Origin of the sequence: Geobacter sp. AOG1 (assembly GCF_019972315.1) — a bacterium.
Taxonomy (GTDB): domain Bacteria; phylum Desulfobacterota; class Desulfuromonadia; order Geobacterales; family Geobacteraceae; genus Geomobilimonas.
This window is the reverse complement of the sequence record NZ_BLIZ01000001.1, coordinates 286,123-304,767: the sequence shown is the minus strand read 5'-3', so window position 1 is coordinate 304,767 and position 18,645 is coordinate 286,123. Positions and strand designations below refer to the sequence as shown.

Sequence of the window (18,645 nt, the reverse complement as noted above, 5' to 3'; positions counted from 1 at the left end):
CAGAGCGCCGCAACCGGAGGTTTTTGCAGATGGACATCACGATTTTACCCCTTCCCGATGACAAGAAAAAGCCCAAATGTGCCGATGAGTCCAAGCTCGGATTCGGTCGACTTTTTACCGACCGGATGCTGCTGGTTGAATGGAAAGCGGGTGAGGGGTGGGTCAACGGCCGTATCGAGCCCTATGGCCCCTTTTCCCTTGATCCGGCATGTTCTGTTTTTCATTACTCCCAGGAGATTTTTGAGGGACTCAAGGCCTACAAGTGGGCAGACGGCACAATAACCCTCTTTCGCCCTGAGATGAACGCCCGGCGTTTCAACCAATCCGCCGACCGGCTCTGCATGCCCGAGGTGCCGGAGGATCTCTTCATCGGCGGCATCGAGAAGCTCGTTGCGCTGGAACGCGACTGGATCCCCTCCTCGGAAGGGACCTCCCTCTACATCCGTCCCACCATGATCGGCGTGGAACCTGCCTTGGGGGTGAAGCCCGCGGATCATTACTACTTCTATGTGATTCTCTCGCCGGTCGGCGCATACTACTCCGCGGGGTTCAACCCCATCAAGATCATGGTGGAAGACCGCTATGTTCGCTCCGTCCCCGGCGGCACCGGGGAGGCCAAAACCGGCGGCAACTACGCCTGTTCCCTCAAGGCCGGCCTTGAGGCGAAAAAGAAGGGGTACGACCAGGTCCTCTGGCTTGACGGTGTCCACAAGCGCTACGTGGAAGAGGTGGGGGCCATGAACATGCTCTTTGCCTATGGGAAGACCATTGTCACCTCACCCCTTACCGGCACCATTCTGAACGGCGTCACCCGCGACTCCACGCTCAAGCTGGCCGCGAGCCTTGGCTACACAATCGAGGAGCGGCTCATCGACGTGAATGAGCTGATGGCCGACATCCGGGCAGGCAAAGTAACCGAGGCCTTCGGCAGTGGCACCGCTGCAGTCATCAGCCCGGTCGGCGTCCTCGCCTACCAGGGAGAGAATTACACGGTGGGCGACGGCGGCGTGGGCGCAATTACCCGCCAGCTCTACGACACCCTTACCGGCATCCAGACCGGCAGGCTTGAAGACCAGTTCGGCTGGGTGAGAAAAATCGGGTAGAGAATGAAAGAGCGGCACCTAGAGGCAAACAAACTCTGTCTTTCCTGCCGTCGTTCCTGCAAGCAGCCCGTTGCGGTGGTGATCGCCTCCTGTCCCCGGTACTACGCGGGGCCGAAGGTGAAACGCTGCACCTGGAAACAGTTGGAACTCGGTCTGTGACCGATTCCAAAGGGTTGTCTGCTACTGTAATCCAGGTTGATCGCCAGCGTTGCAGTGCTTGCGGCCGCTGCGTCGCGGCCTGCCCTGTAAAGCTCTTTACCCTCGATGTTGACGGATTCCGAAAAACCGCGCGCCGGCAGGTTTCAATCGACTGCCGGCGTTGCTTTGCCTGCAGCCGTGGTTGTCCCGTTCGGGCGATCAATTCGGGGGAGGACCCCGACAAAGACCGCTAGTCTCACTGCCGATACTCTCCAGCAAGTCCTCTGCTGCACCATCCCCCTCTGCTCCGTCACCATGTTACGGTCCTTTTCCGGATTTTCCCTGCCTTGACAGGCTCTCCTGCCGTACCTATTATTCTTGTACGAGACGTGCCGCTGACGGGCGATGTATCGACCCGCGCCGGCGCGAAAGGAGATATCCATGATCAGACCCGAAAAAATGACCATAAAGACCCAGGAAGCACTGGCAAGCGCCCAGGATCTGGCGTCCCGGCAGGGGAACGCCGCCATTGAGCCCGAGCATCTCCTGGCAGCACTGCTGGATCAAGAGGGGGGAGTGGTCATGCCGCTTCTCCAGAAGGTCGGCGCGACTCCCGCCGCCATCCAGGCTCAAGTAGATGCTGCCCTGAAGAAACTTCCCCAGGCGAGTGGTGCGACCATGCAGCTGCATCTTTCCTCTTCCCTCCAGCACCTGCTCGATGCAGCCCAGAAGGAAGCCGATGCCATGAAGGACGAGTTCGTCTCCACCGAGCATCTGCTGCTCGGCATCGTGGCGGAAAAGGGGTGTGAAGCTGCCCGCATCCTGGCCGAAGCCGGTGTCACCCGGCAGGCGCTTCTTACGGCCCTCAAGGAGATGCGGGGGGAGGAGCGGATAACGGACCAGAATCCGGAGGAGAAATACCAGGCCCTTGCCAAGTACGCCCGCGACCTGACCGATCTGGCCCGCCAGGGGAAGCTCGACCCGGTAATCGGTCGGGATGACGAGATCCGGCGGGTGCTCCAGGTCCTTTCGCGGCGCACCAAGAACAACCCGGTGCTGATCGGCGAGCCGGGCGTAGGGAAGACCGCCATCGTGGAGGGGCTGGCCCAGCGGATCGTGGCGGGTGACGTGCCCGAAACCCTCAAGGAAAAACGGGTGGTGGCCCTCGATATGGGGGCGCTCATCGCCGGGGCAAAGTACCGGGGCGAATTCGAAGACCGGCTCAAGGCGGTGATCAAGGAGGTGGCCAAGTCCGAGGGGCGTGTCATTCTCTTCATTGACGAACTCCATACTCTGGTGGGGGCCGGTGCCGCCGAGGGGGCCCTCGATGCCTCCAACATGCTCAAGCCGGCACTGGCCCGGGGGGAACTCCACTGCATCGGCGCAACGACACTCAACGAATACCGCAAGTACATCGAGAAGGATGCCGCCCTGGAACGCCGCTTTCAGCAGGTCTACGCCGGCGAGCCCAGCGTGGAGGAGACCATTTCCATCCTGCGCGGCCTCAAGGAAAAGTACGAGGCCTATCATGGCATCCGAATCAAGGACAGCGCCATCATTGCCGCGGCGACCCTGTCGGACCGCTACATCACCGACCGGTTTCTTCCCGACAAGGCCATCGACCTGATTGACGAGGCTGCTTCCCGGCTCCGGATCGAGATCGATTCCTTGCCGACCGAGATCGACGAGATCGAACGGAAGATCATCCAGTTGGAGATCGAGAAGCAGGCCCTTCTCCGGGAGCAGGACACCCATGCGCTGGAACGTCTGAAAAAGGTGACGGACGAGCTGGCAGCCCTGCAGGGAGAGTCGGCTCTGCTGAAGGACCACTGGCGGAAGGAGAAGGGAATCATCCATACCCAGCGGGAGCTGAAGCAACGGCTGGAGGAGAAGAAGGAGGAGGCGAAAAAGACCGAGCGGGAAGGGAATCTGGCACGTACCGCCGAAATCCGCTATGGTGAGATCCCCGCCCTGGAAAAGGAGATGGCGGAGAAGGAGCGAGAGCTCGCGGAACTCCAGCAGGAAGGGAAGATGCTCGCGGAGGAGGTGGATGCCGACCAGGTGGCGGAGATCGTGGCCAAGTGGACCGGCATCCCGGTCAGCCGGATGCTGGAAACCGAGGCGGAGAAGCTGATCCACATGGAAGAGCGGCTCCGGAGCCGGGTGGTTGGGCAGGATGATGCCCTCTTACTGGTGGCCAACGCCATCCGCCGAGCCCGTTCCGGTCTTTCCGATCCCCATCGCCCCATCGGCTCCTTCATGTTTCTCGGACCGACCGGCGTCGGCAAGACCGAAACCGCCAAGGCGCTCGCCTCCTTCCTGTTCGACGATGACCAGGCGGTGGTCCGGATCGATATGAGCGAGTACCAGGAGAAGCATACGGTTGCCCGCCTTATCGGTGCGCCTCCCGGGTATGTGGGGTACGAGGAGGGAGGACAGCTGACCGAGGCGGTCCGGCGCCGCCCCTACAGCATCATCCTGTTCGACGAGATCGAGAAGGCCCATCCGGAGGTGTTCAACGTGCTGCTCCAGGTGCTGGACGACGGCCGGCTCACCGATGGGCAGGGGCGGACCGTCGATTTCCGGAATACGGTCATCATCATGACGAGCAACCTGGGATCCCAGTGGATCCAGCAGTACGGGGCGAGCGACTATGCAAAGATGCGCAGCATGGTCATGGAGACCCTTCGGGAAAGCTTCAAGCCTGAATTCCTCAACCGGGTCGACGAGATCGCCATCTACCATGCCCTACCCCTCGAGCAGATCAAGAAGATCGTCGATATCCAGGTGGGGGAACTGGAAAAGCGGCTGACTGAACGGCGCATCTCCCTTGTCATCAGCGACAATGCTCGAGAATTCCTGGCCCGGGAAGGGTTTGACCCGGCCTATGGCGCCCGCCCCTTGAAGCGGACCCTGCAGCGCAAGATACAGGATCCGCTGGCCCTCATGCTCCTGGACGGAAAGTTTACGGAAGGGGACACGGTGCTCGTGGAACTGTCCGTGACAGGAGAGGATCTGGTCATCCGCAAAAAATAGATGGGGAAGTTGAACCCGCTATCACGAGTTCTCTGTTAGTGCCAATCCCATGCTTTATGTGCCAACAGCCCGTTCTCCTGGCGGGTCGTTGCATTTGCCGGCTTGCCGATTTTACCCTTGATTTATGAGGCGTTTTGATTTAGAAAAAATCTCTTTCGAACGTGAATATTTCATAGGGAACGGTTAATGCGAACTCTCACCCTGCAAGCCCCCGCCAAGGTCAACTACCGGCTCGACGTGCTGCGACGCCGGCCGGACGGCTACCACGATCTGCGCATGATCATGCAGCAGTTCGACCTGTGCGACGAAATCCAGCTTGCCCTGAGCGATACTCCCGGCATTCGTGTCACCTGCGGTCGTGAAGGGGTGCCGGATGGGCCGGAAAACATTGCCTGGCGGGCGGCCGATGCGCTCCTCGACCTTGCCGGCCGGGAGGTGGGGATCGATATAAGGATCACGAAGAGGATTCCCGTGGCGGCCGGTCTTGGCGGCGGCAGTAGCGACTGCGCATCTGTCCTCATGGGGCTGAACCAGTTGCTTGGACTAGGTATGTCCGATGCCCGGCTCATGGAGATAGGGGTGAAGCTGGGGGCCGACGTCCCGTTCTTCATTTTCGGGAAGACTGCCCTGGCCGAGGGTATCGGTGAGCAACTGACCGCAATCGAGCAGATCCCCCGTGTCTGGCTGGCGATCGTTAACCCCAATGTCCCCGTCTCCACCGCCTGGGTTTATCAAAATTTACAATTGACAAACCGTTCCGATGACTTTAAAATACCCCGTTTCTATAGCAGTATCGCGGACATCTGCGCCATTCTCGGCAATGACCTGGAGGCGGTTACCGTAAAGCGTTACCCGGTCATTAGCGAGATCAAGGGGCGTTTGCAGTCTCTGGGTGCGACAGGGGTACTGATGTCCGGCAGCGGCCCGACGGTGTTCGGAATTTTCGAACAGGAAGACGGGGCGCGCAGGGCTGCGGAGGAACTGGCCCGCACTACCGGCTGGTTTACCGCTGCTGCCCAAACGTTGTAAGGTTTGATGGGGTGTCGCCAAGCGGTAAGGCACCGGATTTTGATTCCGGCATTCCCAGGTTCGATCCCTGGCACCCCAGCCATATTACAAAGCTCCATCCGGTAAGCAGTGTATCTCGCCGAAAACCTCGGATGGAATAACTACATAAATCATCGAGAAAGCAGCGGTGCGCATGGAAAACAAGATCAGGGTGTTCAGTGGCAATTCCAATCCGGGGCTGGCGGAAAATATCTGTACCCACCTGGGCGTTCCACTCGGGCAGGCCAAGGTCAAGACCTTCTCCGACGGCGAGATCATGGTGGAGATCGGCGAGAACGTTCGCGGTCGTGATATTTACGTGGTGCAGTCAACCTGTGCGCCCAGCAATAACAACCTGATGGAACTGCTGATCATGATTGACGCCCTGAAGCGCGCATCCGCAGCCACTATCACGGCGGTCATCCCCTATTACGGCTATGCGCGGCAGGATCGCAAGGTAGCCCCCCGCACTCCCATCACCTCCAAACTGGTGGCTGACCTGATAACCACTGCGGGTGCTGACCGGGTGGTGACTGTTGATCTTCATGCCGGCCAGATACAGGGGTTCTTCAATATTCCGGTGGATAACCTCTATGCTGCCCCGGTCATTCTGGAGAAGCTGCGGGAGCGCTTTCCCCATAACAATATTGTCATGGTTTCGCCGGATGCCGGTGGCACCGAACGGGCCCGGGCATTTGCCAAGCGGCTCGGATGCACCCTGGCGGTCATTGACAAGCGGCGGACAGGCCCCAATGTTGCCGAGGTTATGCATCTCATCGGCGATGTGAAGGATAAGACGGCCATCATTCTTGACGACATGATCGACACGGCCGGCACTCTCACTCAGGCTGCAAAGGCTTTGAAGGCGCATGGCGCCAAGACCATTTACGCTTGCGCTACCCACGGCGTGCTGTCGGGCCCGGCCATCGACCGGATCAACGATTCGGAAATAGAGACGGTCTTAATAACCGATACCGTTCCCCTTGGGGAGAAAGAACAAAGGACTGCTAAAATCGCGGTGCTGGGGGTTGCGGAGCTTCTGGCCGAGGCAATTCGGCGGATACACGAAGACGAATCGGTCAGCTCGTTGTTCGTGTAATATAATCCGGGCTATCCCCGGGGATGTTATCGGCGAAACGCCCTTACAACTAAATAAAACATCGGAGGATGTATGGAACAGAGAGAGCTTACTATTGAACTGCGGACAGAGACCGGGAAGAATGCCTGCCGGCAACTGCGGAGCAAGGACCTTATCCCCGGCGTGGTGTACGGAAAGGGGATGGAGGCCGTTGCCATCACGGTGAAACCGAAGGAACTGGACGCTGCCATTGCCGGCGAAGGTGGCCGCAATCACCTTATCTCCTTGAAAGGTGGCGGAAGCCTCAACGGCAGCATGGTTATTGTTGCTGATCTGCTGCGGGATGCGCTCCGGCGTGACGTTCAGCACGTTGACCTGCACAAGGTCAATCTGACGGAGAAGGTTCGGGTAGAAGTCGTCCTCAATCTGGTTGGCACTGCCAAAGGTGTGAAGGATGGCGGCCTGCTCGATTTTGCCATGCATGCCGTTGAAATCGAGTGCCTGCCGACCCAGATTCCGGAGCATATCGACGTGGATATTGCCGAACTCACCATTGGCCACTCAATCCACGTATCCGATCTGCAACTCCCCGCCGGTGTGAAGGTGCTCGCCGATTCCAGGGCGTCCATCGTCAGCGTGCTCGGCAAGGCCCGCGAAGAGGAAGCCGCTCCCGCCGCCGTATAATCGGCGCGCTGCGGCATCGGGCCGGTTGCGTCATGGCAAAACTTATCGTCGGGCTGGGAAATCCCGGCCCCAAGTACCAGGGAACCCGCCACAACGCGGGTTTCATGGTTTTGGACTGTTTAGCGCGCGAGGCGGGGATCCAGATTACCCGCAAGGCGTTCGGCGGGTTTTACGGAGAGGGGAGTTTTCAAGGAGAGCGGCTTCTGCTCCTCAAGCCCCAGACCTTCATGAACCTGTCCGGCCGTTCCGTCTCCGCGGCACTCCGTTTTCACAAGCTTGCTCCGTCTGACCTGGTGGTTATCCATGACGATCTGGACATCCCTTTCGGCCGGGTGAAGCTTAAGGATGGCGGTGGGCATGGTGGCCACAACGGTCTCCGCTCTCTCATGCAGGAGCTTGGGGGAGGCCAGTTCGTGCGGGTCCGCATCGGGGTCGGCCGACCGGTGCATGGCGATGCAGCCGATTACGTCCTGACCAATTTTTCCCATGAGGAGCAGAACGGTCTCGACAGGCTGCTTGACGGCGTTGTCAGTCTGCTGGCCATGCTCATGCGGGAAGGCCTCCCCAAGACCATGAGCCTGTGCAACAACAGGGATTTTCGGGAAGGGCCATAGGACCGCCTCCTGGTGGCAGTCCACGTGACGAAGTCGTCGTGATCGAGGGCACCCGCAACAGGGTGCCCCTACATTTTTTAAGGAAGCATCTCTATGGGTTTCAACTGTGGCATCGTCGGACTCCCCAACGTGGGGAAATCCACCATTTTCAATGCGCTCACCTCGGCCGGTGCCGAGTCCGCCAACTATCCCTTCTGCACAATCGACCCCAACGTGGGCATCGTCCAGGTGCCGGACCCTCGTCTCCAGCAGCTGGCCGAGATCGTCAAACCGGAGCGGATTCTTCCCACCACCATAGAATTTCTCGACATTGCCGGCCTTGTGAAGGGAGCGAGCCAGGGGGAAGGGCTGGGGAACCAGTTTCTTGGTCATATCCGCTCGGTGGATGCCATCGTACACGTGGTCCGCTGCTTCGACGACGAAAACGTGGTGCATGTCACCGGCAGCGTCGATCCCATAAGGGATATCGAGATTATCAAGACAGAACTGGCTCTTGCTGACCTGGACACGGTGGAGAAGAAATTTCAGCGGGTTGAAAAGCAGTCAAAAAGCGGCGACCGGAAGATCAAGGACGAGGCGGATTTCTACTCCCGCGTGAAAAGCGCTCTGGAAAAGGGTGCCGCCGTTACCGGCCTTGCGGAAAATGTGGACGAGCGGCTCTGGATGCGGGATATGCACCTCCTTACCGACAAGCCGGTTCTTTACGTTGCTAACGTGGCCGAGGACGACCTGGCGGGGAACCACCCCTTTGTGGCACTGGTGCGGGAACTGGCGTCCCGTGAGGGGGCGAAGGTGGTCACCATCTGCGGCAGGATCGAGGCGGAGATATCCGAGCTTGAAGGGGAGGAGAAGCAGGTATTTCTCAACGAGATGGGTCTCGCAGAATCGGGGCTCGACCAGCTCATCCGCTCCGGCTACGAACTGCTCGGCCTCATCACCTACTTCACCGCGGGGGTAAAGGAAGTGCGGGCCTGGACCATTACTAAGGGGACCAAAGCCCCTCAGGCGGCAGGCGTGATCCATACCGACTTCGAGAAAGGGTTCATTCGCGCTGAAGTCATTGCCTTTACCGATTACATCGCTTCAGGAGGCGAGACGGGGGCCAAGGAAAAGGGGCTGATGCGGCTGGAAGGGAAAGAGTATGTGGTGCAGGACGGAGACGTCATGCACTTCCGGTTCAACGTATAAGCGAAAATGCGGCTTTTTTTCAATCCCGGGCGTTGGGGTAAAATCCGCGTTTCCAGTATCACAACCGATTGGTTGTAAATGTGGATTGAGTAAGCTTATGCTCGGCCTTCAGCGCGATCTGCAATAAAAAGCTTGTCAAGTTAAGGTAAGTGTAGTAAAAATCATAGTTTCCAAAGAGCAGCCATAGTGGCTGTATCTCCTTGCTCCGGGTCGGACCGGGGCTACAAAACCGTGAGGAGGAAGTAACCATGAGGATGTACGAGACGATTTACATCGTCCAGCCCGACCTCGGCGAAGACGACATCAAGGCGTTGTCTGCCAAGGTGCAGGACGTCATCGCCAAGAAGAACGGCGAGATGAAGCGGCTGGAAGACTGGGGTAGCCGGAAACTGGCCTATCCCATCGAGAAGTTTAGCCGGGGGCGCTATTTCTACCTCCGCTGTGACGGGGATGAGACCCTTATCGCCGAGTTGGAGCGTCGTCTCCGCCTTGACGACAAGGTGCTCCGGTACCAGAGCGTCAAGCTCGAAAAAGAGGTCGAGGCCCCTGCCGCGGCCGCGCCGAAGGCTGCCGTAGAAGAAGTGGCTCCCGAGGCTGCCGCCCCTGAAAGCGAATAATAATCAATTCGGAGGATTATCATAGATGAGCGACGAAAGAACTCCCCAGAGAAGCTCTGGCCCCCGCAAGAAGCGGCCGTTCCAGCGTAGAAAAGTCTGCCGTTTCTGCGCCGATAAACAGGTTACCATCGATTACAAAGACCCCCGTACCCTTCGCTACTTCATCACCGAGCGGGGGAAGATCATTCCGCGCCGCATCTCCGGCAACTGCTCCAAGCACCAGCGGGAGATCACCGAGGCCATCAAGCGGGCACGTAACATTGCCCTGCTGCCGGTTGCCGGTACACACGTATTGCCGTAACGGGGTGCTGACCGGATGAAATCCCTGACACCCGGCCCCTGGCTGGAGATGGTCAAGGGTAGCGTCATAACCCTGGTACTGTTTCTGGCGTATGTCAGTTTTCCCCTCCTGGGGATGTTTCCCGGTCTCTTCGTGCCATTGCCGGGAATATACTATGCCCAGAAGCACGGGATAAAGGTGGGGATGGCGATTGTGGCGATCAGCGTGGCTGTGCTGATGCCGATCGCCGGCGTCTCCTCCGCCATCCTCTACCTTCTTCAGTGTGGCATCATGACCCTTGCATTGCCCGTCTTCCTCTCCCGGGGATGGGGCGGGGCGCGGAGCATCGCGTCGGCGGTGGCGCTCAATGTCGCGGTTGTGGCGTTGTTTGCCGTTGTCTTTGCCCTCAGCCAGGGGATTGACCTCCATGGGCAGGTGCTTAAGGGGATCAATGCAAGCATTACCCAGACCGCGGCGCTCTATGAGAAAAGCGGTCTGACAGGTGAAGAGCTGCAGACCTTCAAAACGGCAATGGAGCAGGCCGGTGCCCTCATCGGCCGGATCTACCCGGCGCTGGTCATCATCACACTCGCGACTATCGCGGGGCTGAACCTCTGGATCATGACACGGCTGGCGATACGTTTGCCGGGCTTTCACACTCTCGGGGAATTCAGTCGCTTCAAGAACCCGGATCAACTGATCTGGGTGGTCATTGCCGCCGGCTTCTCCATGCTCATCCCCCAGACGGATGTCGCTGGGATGGCTCTGAACGTACTGATCGTCACCCTTTTGCTCTACTTCGTGCAAGGGTTGGCTATCATCGGCTGGTTCTTCAATCGATTCACCGTACCGGGTCTGGTGCGCGCCATTTTTTATATCCTGCTGACGCTGCAGCCCTACCTTGCGGTAGCGGTCGCGGCACTCGGCATATTCGATCTGTGGGGCGACTTTCGCACCCCCAGGCAACCAGAAAACCTGTAACTCAGGCTAGGAGGAAAAGGACATGAAGGTAATTCTGAAGGAAAATGTTGAGAATCTTGGTCATATCGGCGACGTGGTAAAGGTTGCACCCGGCTATGCCCGCAACTTTCTGATCCCGAAGGGGTTTGCCCTCGAAGCGACTCTCAAGAACACCAAGGCGCTCGATCATGCGAAACGCCAGTTGGAGTACAAGAAGAACAAGGTGCTGGAAGCGGCCAAGCTGCTTGCTGCCAAGATCGAGGGGCTGGTTCTGAGCATTGCCCACCAGGCCGGCGAGGAAGGGAAGCTGTTTGGTGCCGTCACCAACATGGAACTGGCCGAGCTGCTCAAAGCCCAAGGAATCGAGATTGACCGGAAAAAAATCGTTCTTGCCGAACCGATCAAGCACACCGGCGAGTTCTCTGCCAGCGTCAAGCTTCACCCGGAAGTGAATGCCAGTCTGAAGGTAACCGTCACCAAAGCGGAGTAGACGGCGTTTGCCCCATGGTGGTGTATGGAGTAGAAACGGCGGCCGGGAGTTCCCGACCGCCGTTTTTTTGTCTTGAATCCGTGAGGGGCAAGCTCCCGTTGTGCTCGGCTTCCCCTTGGCTTATCCCCCCCTATATGAAAGTCAGTGCTGGCAGCGAGGGCAGAAATAGGTGGAGCGGCCTCCTTGGCGTTGCATGATAATGGGTGTCCCGCATACCGGGCAGGGCTCACCGCCTCGGTCGTAGACCTTGAGTTGCACCGCAAAGTATCCCGTCTGTTCTTCCCCGACCCTGAAATCGCGGATGGTGGTCCCTCCCTCTGCGATTGCAGCCCGCAGTACCTCCCTGATGGCGGTGATGAGCCGCAGGCAGTCCGTTGCGGAGAGCTCTCCTGCTGGCCGTTCCGGACGGATGCCGGCGCGGAACAGCGCTTCGTTGGCGTAGATATTCCCCACGCCGACAACGACATGGCTGTCCATGATGAACGGCTTGATCGCCACTTTTCGCGTGCGGCTCTTCCCGAACAGGTACCCGGCGTCGAACCCCTCTTCCAGCGGTTCGGGACCGAGTTCTGCGAGAAGCCGGTGCTGATGGGGATCGTCTCCGGTCCAGAGCGCCGTGCCGAACCGCCGCGGGTCGTTGAACCGGAGGGCGATGCCGTCTTCAAGGACGATATCCAGATGGTCGTGTTTACCGGCCGGGGTCGCGGCCGGGACGATACCGAGGCGTCCCGACATCCCGAGATGGAGGATCAGCGTGCCTCTGTCACAACGGACGAGGAGATACTTCCCCCGTCGATCGACACGGATTATCTCCTGGCTGGGGAGAATGGCTGTCAGTTCTGCCGGAATCGGCCAGCGAAGGCCGGCGTTTCGCACCACTACGTTCGTGATGGTTTTTCCTTCGAGATACGGCGCGATTACGCGCCGGGTCGTTTCCACTTCCGGCAATTCGGGCACGATTGATATCCTTTTCGTCTTGAATCTTCGGTAGATAGCTCTACAGGCGGGTGGTGCGCATGGTAGCGCGGCAGCTTCGGCAAGTCAATAATCCTTGACAGAGAGAGGGAGAGACTGTAATCTTACGCGTCTAACCTATTGGATACTATATGCTTTTTTCAGCCGGACGAAACCGCTTTTACAGGGGGTAAAATTGCCGGCTGATTAGGGAGGTGCGCGTTTGACTTTTCAGGATATGATCCTTTCGCTTCAGGGGTACTGGGCCAGGCAGGGATGCGTCATCCAGCAGCCCTATGATACGGAGAAGGGGGCGGGGACCTTCAACCCGGCCACGTTCCTGCGCGTTCTCGGCCCAGAGCCCTGGAACGTTGCCTACGTGGAGCCGTCCCGCCGCCCCACCGACGGCCGCTACGGCGAAAACCCCAACCGACTCCAGCACTACTACCAGTTTCAGGTGATCATGAAGCCCTCCCCCCTGAACATCCTCGACCTCTATCTGGATTCCCTGCGGGCTTTCGGCATCAACCCCAACCAGCACGACATCCGCTTTGTGGAAGACGACTGGGAATCACCGACCCTCGGCGCCTGGGGGCTCGGCTGGGAGGTCTGGCTCGACGGGATGGAGATCACCCAGTTTACCTACTTCCAGCAGGCGGGGGGGATCGACCTGAAGCCGGTGGCCGGCGAGATTACCTACGGGTGCGAGCGGATCGCCATGTACCTGCAAGGGGTGGACAACGTCTATGACCTGGAGTGGACCAAGGGGGTCACGTACGGCGACATCCACCACATCACCGAGGTGGAGTTCTCGACCTACAACTTCGAGGAGGCCAATGTGCCGCTCCTTCTGGAATCCTTCACAAACTTCGAAAAGGAGTGCATCCGCCTGGTGGAGAAGGATCTGGTCTTTCCCGCCTACGACTTTGTCATGAAGTGCTCCCACACCTTCAACCTGCTGGATGCCCGGGGCGCCATCTCGGTCACCGAGCGGGCCTCCTACATAGGCAGGGTGCGTAACGTGGCCCGTCTCTGCGCCGAGGCCTACGTCCGCCAGCGTGAACGGCTCGGTTATCCGATGTTGAAAGGGGGGTGCTGAGCCATGGGTAAGGAACTATTTCTCGAAATTGGGACTGAAGAGATCCCCGCAGGATTTCTCCCCAAGGCGATGGCCGATATCGAGGCGTTGATCGGACGGGAACTAGAGAACGCTCGCCTTTCCTGTGCCTCCATCAAGACCATGGCGACGCCACGCCGCATTGCTCTCTGTGTAGAAGGGTTGCCTGCGGTACAGTCCGATGCCGAGACAACGGCCCTCGGGCCGGCAAAGAGCATCGCCTTCGGACCGGACGGCAAGCCGACCAGGGCAGGTGAAGGTTTTGCCCGGGGGCAAGGTGTGGACGTGAGCGCCCTGACCGTCGTCAGCACCGACAAGGGAGAGTATGTCGCGGCCGTCAAGAAGGAGACGGGCCGTCCGGTGGCGGACCTTCTCACCGAGATCCTGCCGCGGCTCATTGCCAACATCCCCTTCAAGAAATCCATGCGCTGGGGAAGCCAGGATATTCGCTTCGCCCGGCCGATCCACTGGATCGTCGCCCTGTTCGACGGCATCGTGGTCCCCTTTTCCTTTGGCGCCATCGAGAGCGGCACCGCCTCCCGCGGTCACCGGTTCATGGCGAACAGCACGTTCCCGGTGCGCGATTTCGCCCACTACCTGGAAGAGTGCGAACGCCACTTTGTGATTCCCGATCCGGCAAAGCGGAAGGAAATCATCCGCCGCGAGATCGAACGGGTCGCCGTCGGGGCAGGAGGGACCGTCCTGCCGGATGAGGCGCTGCTGGAGCAAGTGACCTACCTGGTGGAGTACCCCTCCGCCGTGCGTGGCGGTTTCTCCACCGTCTTTCTCGATGTTCCCAAGGAGGTGCTCATCACCTCCATGCGCGAGCATCAGCGCTACTTCACCCTTGTGGACGGAGAGGGAAAGCTCCTTCCCAACTTCATCACCATCAACAACACCCTGACGGAAGACCCGTCGGTGGTGGTGAAGGGGAACGAGCGGGTGCTCCGGGCCCGTCTCTCCGATGCCCGCTTCTTCTTCGAGGAAGACCAGAAGGTGAGGCTGGAGACCCGCGTAGAGTCACTGAAGGGGGTCGTGTACCAGCAGAAGCTCGGCACCTCCTTTGAGAAGATGGAACGGTTCCGTAATATCGCCGAAGGACTCGCAGACTGTCTGAATCCGGCCGTCAAGGCCAAGGTGAGTCGTGCCGCCTTCCTCTGCAAGGCCGACCTCGTCTCCGGCATGGTGGGTGAATTCCCCGAGGTGCAGGGGATCATGGGGCGCGAGTACGCTCTGCTCCAGGGTGAGGACGCCGAGGTGGCGACCGCCATCGCCGAACACTACCTCCCCACCCAGGCCGGCGGCGACCTGCCGGTCTCGGATAGTGGCGCCATCCTCTCCATCGCCGACAAGCTCGACACCATCTGCGGTTGCTTCGGGGTGGGGCTCATCCCGACCGGTTCGGCCGACCCTTATGCTCTGCGCCGCTCGGCGCTGGGGATTATCAATATCATCATCGACCGGGGATACGGGCTGTCGCTGCGGACCCTCATCGACAGCGCCCTCGGACTTCTCGCTCCCAAGCTGACCCGTCCCCGGGACGAGGTGGCGGGGGACGTGCTGGAGTTCTTCCGTGGCCGCCTGGTGAACCTCCTCGCCGACCGTTATCCGACCGATGCCGTGGATGCTGCCGTCTCCGCCTCCTTCGACGATCTGGTGGACGTTGCGGCGCGGGTTGCGGCCCTCGCCGAGTTCAAGACCCGTCCCGACTTCGAACCGCTCGCCATCGCCTTCAAGCGGGTCTGCAACATCGTCAAGGAAGAGGTGGCCGCGTCGGTTACCGCAGATTGCTTCCAGGACGCTGCGGAAGGGGAGTTGCACGCCGCGTTCCAGGCGGTGCAAGCCAAGGTCGTTGCCGCCGTTGCCGGTGGCGCCTACCTGGATGCCCTGGCCGAGATCGCCACCCTGCGCGGGCCGGTGGATACCTTCTTCGAACGGGTCATGGTCATGGCCGAGGACGAACGGGTCCGAACCAATCGACTGGCCCTTTTGCAAGAGATAAAAGGGCTTTTCAGAGACATTGCAGACTTTGCAAAGATAGCCGCTTAGCCGAAAGGCAAGCGGCTTTTTTTACGTTTTAATTTGCCTAAACCCGCTTAATTATTAATAAAATGAGGAGGAGTGCCATGGCTGCAAAGTACGTTTATTTCTTCGGTGACGGGAAGGCCGAGGGGAGCGCGGAGATGAAAAATCTCCTGGGGGGTAAGGGGGCCAATCTGGCGGAGATGACGGCGATCGGTCTGCCGGTTCCGGCCGGATTCACCATTTCAACCGAGGTCTGCACCGAATTCTATAAGAACAGCCGTCAATATCCGGCAGGTCTCACGGAAGAAGTGGCGTCGAACCTGAAGCGGGTCGAGGAGCTCATGGGGAAGAAGTTCGGTGATCCCGCCAACCCCCTGCTGGTTTCGGTTCGCTCCGGTGCCCGGGCTTCCATGCCCGGCATGATGGACACCATCCTCAACCTCGGCCTCAACGATACGACGGTCCAGGGGATCATCGCCCAGAGCGGCGACGAGCGCTTTGCCTATGATGCCTACCGGCGGTTTGTTCAGATGTACTCCGACGTGGTGATGGGAATGGACAAGGAGGCCCTTGAACACATCCTGGAGCACAAGAAGGAGGACCGGCGGGTCCGGCTCGACACCGACCTGACTGCGGAGGACTGGAAGGAGTTGGTGGTGAAGTTCAAGGCGAAGATCAGGGAGACCCTGGGACAGGAGTTCCCTGAAGATCCCCAGGAGCAGCTCTGGGGAGCCATCGGGGCGGTGTTCGGTTCCTGGATGAACGCGCGTGCCATCACCTACCGCCGGCTCAACAACATCCCGGCCGATTGGGGGACCGCGGTCAACGTCCAGTCCATGGTCTTCGGCAACATGGGGAACGACTGCGCCACCGGCGTCGCCTTCACCCGCGACCCTTCCACCGGCGAGAACTATTTCTACGGCGAATACCTGGTCAACGCCCAGGGTGAGGACGTGGTAGCCGGCATCCGCACCCCCCAGCCGATCAACAAGGCAAAGAAGAAGGACGGCGACCTGCCGGCCATGGAAGACGTCCTGCCCGACTGCTACCAGCAGCTGGTAACTATCCGGAGCATCCTGGAAAAGCACTACACGGATATGCAGGATATCGAGTTCACCATCGAAAAAGGGAAGCTCTACATGCTCCAGACGCGGAACGGCAAGAGGACCGCAAGGGCGGCCATCAAGATTGCCGTGGATATGGTCGGTGAGGGGCTCGTCGACGAGCGGACTGCCGTGCTTCGCGTGGCTCCGTCCCAACTGGACCAGCTGCTTCACCCCTCCCTCGACCCGAAGGCCGAGAAGAAGGTGATCGCCAAAGGGCTTCCCGCATCCCCCGGCGCGGCCAGCGGCGAGGTAATCTTTAATGCCGACGAGGCGGAAGCTGCCGCCAAGCTCGGCCTCAAGGTGATCCTGGTCCGGGTGGAGACGAGCCCGGAGGATATCCACGGCATGCATGCGGCCCAGGGGATACTCACCGCCCGGGGTGGCATGACCTCCCATGCGGCGGTGGTTGCTCGCGGCATGGGAAAATGCTGCGTGGCGGGGTGTGGCGACATCAAGGTCAACTATGCTGCCAGCCAGTTCACGGACCGGAATGGCAATATCGTCAAGAAGGGTGACATCATCACCCTGGATGGTTCCACCGGCGAGGTTATCCTTGGCATGGTGCCGACCGTTTCACCCGAGCTGACGGGGGATTTCGGCACCCTCATGGCGTGGGTCGACCGGTTCCGTCGCCTCAAGGTGCGGGCCAATGCCGACAACCCCCACGACTCCAAAGTGGCCCGCTCGTTCGGCGCCGAGGGGATCGGCCTCTGCCGGACGGAGCATATGTTCTTTGAAGCTGACCGGATTGCAGCAGTGCGGGAGATGATCCTCTCCGAGGACCTGGAAGGGCGACAACGGGCGCTGGCCAAGATCCTCCCCATGCAGAAGGGGGATTTTATCGGCATTTTCCGCGAGATGAAGGGGCTCCCCGTCACCATCCGCCTCCTCGACCCGCCGCTCCACGAGTTCCTCCCCCAAGAGGAGAGGGACATCGAGTCCCTCGCCAAGACCATGGGGGTCAGCGTCCAGGCCCTCAAGTCCAAGGTGGAGTTCCTTCACGAGTTCAACCCGATGCTTGGCCATCGTGGCTGCCGTCTCGGCCTCACCTTTCCGGAGATCTACGACATGCAGGTACAGGCCATCATGGAGGCCGCCTGCGAACTTGTGAAAGATGAGGGATTCACTATCGTCCCCGAGATCATGATCCCGCTGGTTGCGGTGGTAGATGAACTGAAACGTCTGCGGGAGAACGCCATCCGGGTCTGTGAAGATGTCATCGCCCGGTACGGGGTGAAGATTGATTATTTGATCGGCACCATGATCGAACTCCCCCGGGCTGCACTCACCGCCGACGAGATTGCCACCGAGGCGGAGTTCTTCTCCTTCGGCACCAACGACCTCACCCAGACCACCTTCGGCCTTTCCCGGGACGATGCCGGCAAGTTTCTCCCCTTCTACGTGGAGACCGGACTCCTGGAGGAGGACCCGTTCGTCTCCCTGGACCAGAACGGTGTCGGCCAGCTGGTCAAGATGGGGTGTGAAAAGGGACGTTCAACACGGCCGGAGATCAAGCTCGGCATCTGCGGTGAGCATGGGGGTGATCCAGCATCGGTCATCTTCTGTCACAAGGTTGGGCTCGACTACGTTTCCTGTTCGCCGTTCCGGGTCCCCATTGCCCGGCTTGCCGCTGCCCACGCGGTGCTGACGGAGCAGTAAAGAAGGTGAAGAGCAGGGGGAACCGGTGAATGGTTCCCCCTTTTTTAGTGAACGAGGAGGGTCCTATGGTGAGATTTGTCGTGCGGATGCTGCTTGTCGCAGGTCTGTTGGCCGTGACAGGCTGTTCCGGTGAGAAGGGTAAAGAGCAATTGGAAACCGCCCGGTTCGAGGAAAAGCAGCACAACCTGGAACATGCGGTGAAGCTCTACGAAGAGATTATCACGAAATATCCAGGAACCCCGGCCGCCGCCGCGACGGAAAAACGGATGGCGGAACTGAACAAGGGGAAACCGTAGGGCAGGCTCGTATATTCCGCACTGATCAGAAAAAGGGGGCGTTTCCGCCCCCTTTTTCATTTGCTGCAATCGCACTCCTGCATGTCTCCGCTGGCAAAAGGTATCTTTTTGCCGCACTTCTGGCACCGCCAGAAGAGGCCCCCTCAGCCGGGGAGCAGGAACATGGCCCCCTTGCATTCGGGGCAGATTTTTTCCGTTTCCATGGCTTACCCCCTAAAGATGTGTAGTAAAACTGTAATCCGGCTCGATGTGG

General features: G+C 59.6%; 18 protein-coding genes and 1 tRNA gene. 18 read left to right on the top strand and 1 reads right to left on the bottom strand.

The genetic code is table 11. The annotated features are described in order from the left end of the window. Positions 1-29 precede the first annotated feature (29 nt). The 14 genes from LDN04_RS01365 to rplI all read left to right on the top strand — a co-directional run bounded on the left by LDN04_RS01365 (position 30) and on the right by rplI (position 11,235). On the top strand, positions 30-1,103 hold the full coding sequence (locus LDN04_RS01365) for a branched-chain amino acid aminotransferase (RefSeq protein WP_223905591.1): 1,074 nt from the start codon (positions 30-32) through the stop codon (positions 1,101-1,103). A gap of 3 nt (positions 1,104-1,106) precedes the next feature. Beyond that, positions 1,107-1,262 carry a hypothetical protein gene (locus tag LDN04_RS01360; RefSeq protein ID WP_223905589.1) on the top strand — a complete coding sequence of 52 codons (156 nt, stop codon included), beginning with the start codon at positions 1,107-1,109 and terminating at the stop codon, positions 1,260-1,262. After that, the gene (locus LDN04_RS01355) at positions 1,259-1,495 is read left to right on the top strand and encodes a 4Fe-4S dicluster domain-containing protein (protein WP_223905587.1); all 237 of its coding nucleotides are present in this window, start codon (positions 1,259-1,261) and stop codon (positions 1,493-1,495) included. Before LDN04_RS01360 ends, LDN04_RS01355 begins: the two co-directional genes overlap by 4 nt. Positions 1,496-1,682: 187 nt before the next feature. Next, complete coding sequence (gene clpB, locus LDN04_RS01350; RefSeq protein WP_223905586.1) at positions 1,683-4,277, top strand: ATP-dependent chaperone ClpB; 2,595 nt, start codon at positions 1,683-1,685, stop codon at positions 4,275-4,277. A gap of 186 nt (positions 4,278-4,463) precedes the next feature. After that, positions 4,464-5,306, top strand: coding sequence for a 4-(cytidine 5'-diphospho)-2-C-methyl-D-erythritol kinase (gene ispE / locus LDN04_RS01345; RefSeq protein ID WP_223905584.1), 843 nt, complete (start codon positions 4,464-4,466; stop codon positions 5,304-5,306). A gap of 7 nt (positions 5,307-5,313) precedes the next feature. Continuing rightward, positions 5,314-5,388, top strand: a tRNA-Gln gene (locus LDN04_RS01340). 90 nt (positions 5,389-5,478) lie between these two features. Then, entirely contained in the window at positions 5,479-6,423 is a 945-nt protein-coding gene (locus LDN04_RS01335) for a ribose-phosphate pyrophosphokinase (protein ID WP_223905582.1), read from the top strand. Between the two features lie 72 nt (positions 6,424-6,495). Further along, complete coding sequence (locus tag LDN04_RS01330) at positions 6,496-7,086, top strand: 50S ribosomal protein L25 (RefSeq protein WP_223905580.1); 591 nt, start codon at positions 6,496-6,498, stop codon at positions 7,084-7,086. 32 nt (positions 7,087-7,118) lie between these two features. Beyond that, complete coding sequence (gene pth, locus LDN04_RS01325) at positions 7,119-7,700, top strand: aminoacyl-tRNA hydrolase (protein ID WP_223905578.1); 582 nt, start codon at positions 7,119-7,121, stop codon at positions 7,698-7,700. A gap of 93 nt (positions 7,701-7,793) precedes the next feature. Next, entirely contained in the window at positions 7,794-8,888 is a 1,095-nt protein-coding gene (ychF, locus tag LDN04_RS01320) for a redox-regulated ATPase YchF (protein ID WP_223905576.1), read from the top strand. 248 nt (positions 8,889-9,136) lie between these two features. Next, entirely contained in the window at positions 9,137-9,505 is a 369-nt protein-coding gene (rpsF, locus tag LDN04_RS01315; protein ID WP_223905574.1) for a 30S ribosomal protein S6, read from the top strand. A gap of 25 nt (positions 9,506-9,530) precedes the next feature. Further along, the gene (gene rpsR / locus LDN04_RS01310; protein WP_214174306.1) at positions 9,531-9,806 is read left to right on the top strand and encodes a 30S ribosomal protein S18; all 276 of its coding nucleotides are present in this window, start codon (positions 9,531-9,533) and stop codon (positions 9,804-9,806) included. A 15-nt stretch (positions 9,807-9,821) separates the two neighbouring features. Next, entirely contained in the window at positions 9,822-10,766 is a 945-nt protein-coding gene (locus LDN04_RS01305; RefSeq protein ID WP_223905572.1) for a YybS family protein, read from the top strand. Positions 10,767-10,788: 22 nt separating this feature from the next. Beyond that, on the top strand, positions 10,789-11,235 hold the full coding sequence (rplI, locus tag LDN04_RS01300; RefSeq protein WP_223905570.1) for a 50S ribosomal protein L9: 447 nt from the start codon (positions 10,789-10,791) through the stop codon (positions 11,233-11,235). 141 nt (positions 11,236-11,376) lie between these two features. Here the strand turns inward: rplI and mutM are convergent, their stop codons facing one another. Then, entirely contained in the window at positions 11,377-12,192 is an 816-nt protein-coding gene (gene mutM, locus LDN04_RS01295; protein WP_223905567.1) for a bifunctional DNA-formamidopyrimidine glycosylase/DNA-(apurinic or apyrimidinic site) lyase, read from the bottom strand. 220 nt (positions 12,193-12,412) lie between these two features. Between mutM and glyQ the strand changes: the two genes are divergently transcribed. The 4 genes from glyQ to LDN04_RS01275 all read left to right on the top strand — a co-directional run bounded on the left by glyQ (position 12,413) and on the right by LDN04_RS01275 (position 18,392). After that, positions 12,413-13,288, top strand: a complete 876-nt coding sequence (gene glyQ, locus LDN04_RS01290; RefSeq protein WP_223905565.1) for a glycine--tRNA ligase subunit alpha — start codon at positions 12,413-12,415, stop codon at positions 13,286-13,288. Between the two features lie 3 nt (positions 13,289-13,291). Further along, the gene (gene glyS / locus LDN04_RS01285) at positions 13,292-15,355 is read left to right on the top strand and encodes a glycine--tRNA ligase subunit beta (protein ID WP_223905563.1); all 2,064 of its coding nucleotides are present in this window, start codon (positions 13,292-13,294) and stop codon (positions 15,353-15,355) included. A gap of 77 nt (positions 15,356-15,432) precedes the next feature. Beyond that, complete coding sequence (gene ppdK / locus LDN04_RS01280; protein WP_223905561.1) at positions 15,433-18,096, top strand: pyruvate, phosphate dikinase; 2,664 nt, start codon at positions 15,433-15,435, stop codon at positions 18,094-18,096. Between the two features lie 65 nt (positions 18,097-18,161). Beyond that, a complete protein-coding gene (locus tag LDN04_RS01275; protein WP_223905559.1) occupies positions 18,162-18,392 on the top strand; it encodes a hypothetical protein in 231 nt (76 codons plus the stop codon). Positions 18,393-18,645: the final 253 nt, after the last annotated feature.

Coding starts and splice junctions, on each gene's coding strand:
- LDN04_RS01330 (WP_223905580.1), top strand. CDS start 6,496: ATGGAACAGAGAGAGCTTACTATTGAACTGCGGACAGAGACCGGGAAG.
- ispE (WP_223905584.1), top strand. CDS start 4,464: ATGCGAACTCTCACCCTGCAAGCCCCCGCCAAGGTCAACTACCGGCTC.
- LDN04_RS01365 (WP_223905591.1), top strand. CDS start 30: ATGGACATCACGATTTTACCCCTTCCCGATGACAAGAAAAAGCCCAAA.
- rpsR (WP_214174306.1), top strand. CDS start 9,531: ATGAGCGACGAAAGAACTCCCCAGAGAAGCTCTGGCCCCCGCAAGAAG.
- LDN04_RS01305 (WP_223905572.1), top strand. CDS start 9,822: ATGAAATCCCTGACACCCGGCCCCTGGCTGGAGATGGTCAAGGGTAGC.
- LDN04_RS01360 (WP_223905589.1), top strand. CDS start 1,107: ATGAAAGAGCGGCACCTAGAGGCAAACAAACTCTGTCTTTCCTGCCGT.
- rpsF (WP_223905574.1), top strand. CDS start 9,137: ATGAGGATGTACGAGACGATTTACATCGTCCAGCCCGACCTCGGCGAA.
- ppdK (WP_223905561.1), top strand. CDS start 15,433: ATGGCTGCAAAGTACGTTTATTTCTTCGGTGACGGGAAGGCCGAGGGG.
- rplI (WP_223905570.1), top strand. CDS start 10,789: ATGAAGGTAATTCTGAAGGAAAATGTTGAGAATCTTGGTCATATCGGC.
- LDN04_RS01335 (WP_223905582.1), top strand. CDS start 5,479: ATGGAAAACAAGATCAGGGTGTTCAGTGGCAATTCCAATCCGGGGCTG.
- ychF (WP_223905576.1), top strand. CDS start 7,794: ATGGGTTTCAACTGTGGCATCGTCGGACTCCCCAACGTGGGGAAATCC.
- LDN04_RS01275 (WP_223905559.1), top strand. CDS start 18,162: ATGGTGAGATTTGTCGTGCGGATGCTGCTTGTCGCAGGTCTGTTGGCC.
- glyS (WP_223905563.1), top strand. CDS start 13,292: ATGGGTAAGGAACTATTTCTCGAAATTGGGACTGAAGAGATCCCCGCA.
- clpB (WP_223905586.1), top strand. CDS start 1,683: ATGATCAGACCCGAAAAAATGACCATAAAGACCCAGGAAGCACTGGCA.
- pth (WP_223905578.1), top strand. CDS start 7,119: ATGGCAAAACTTATCGTCGGGCTGGGAAATCCCGGCCCCAAGTACCAG.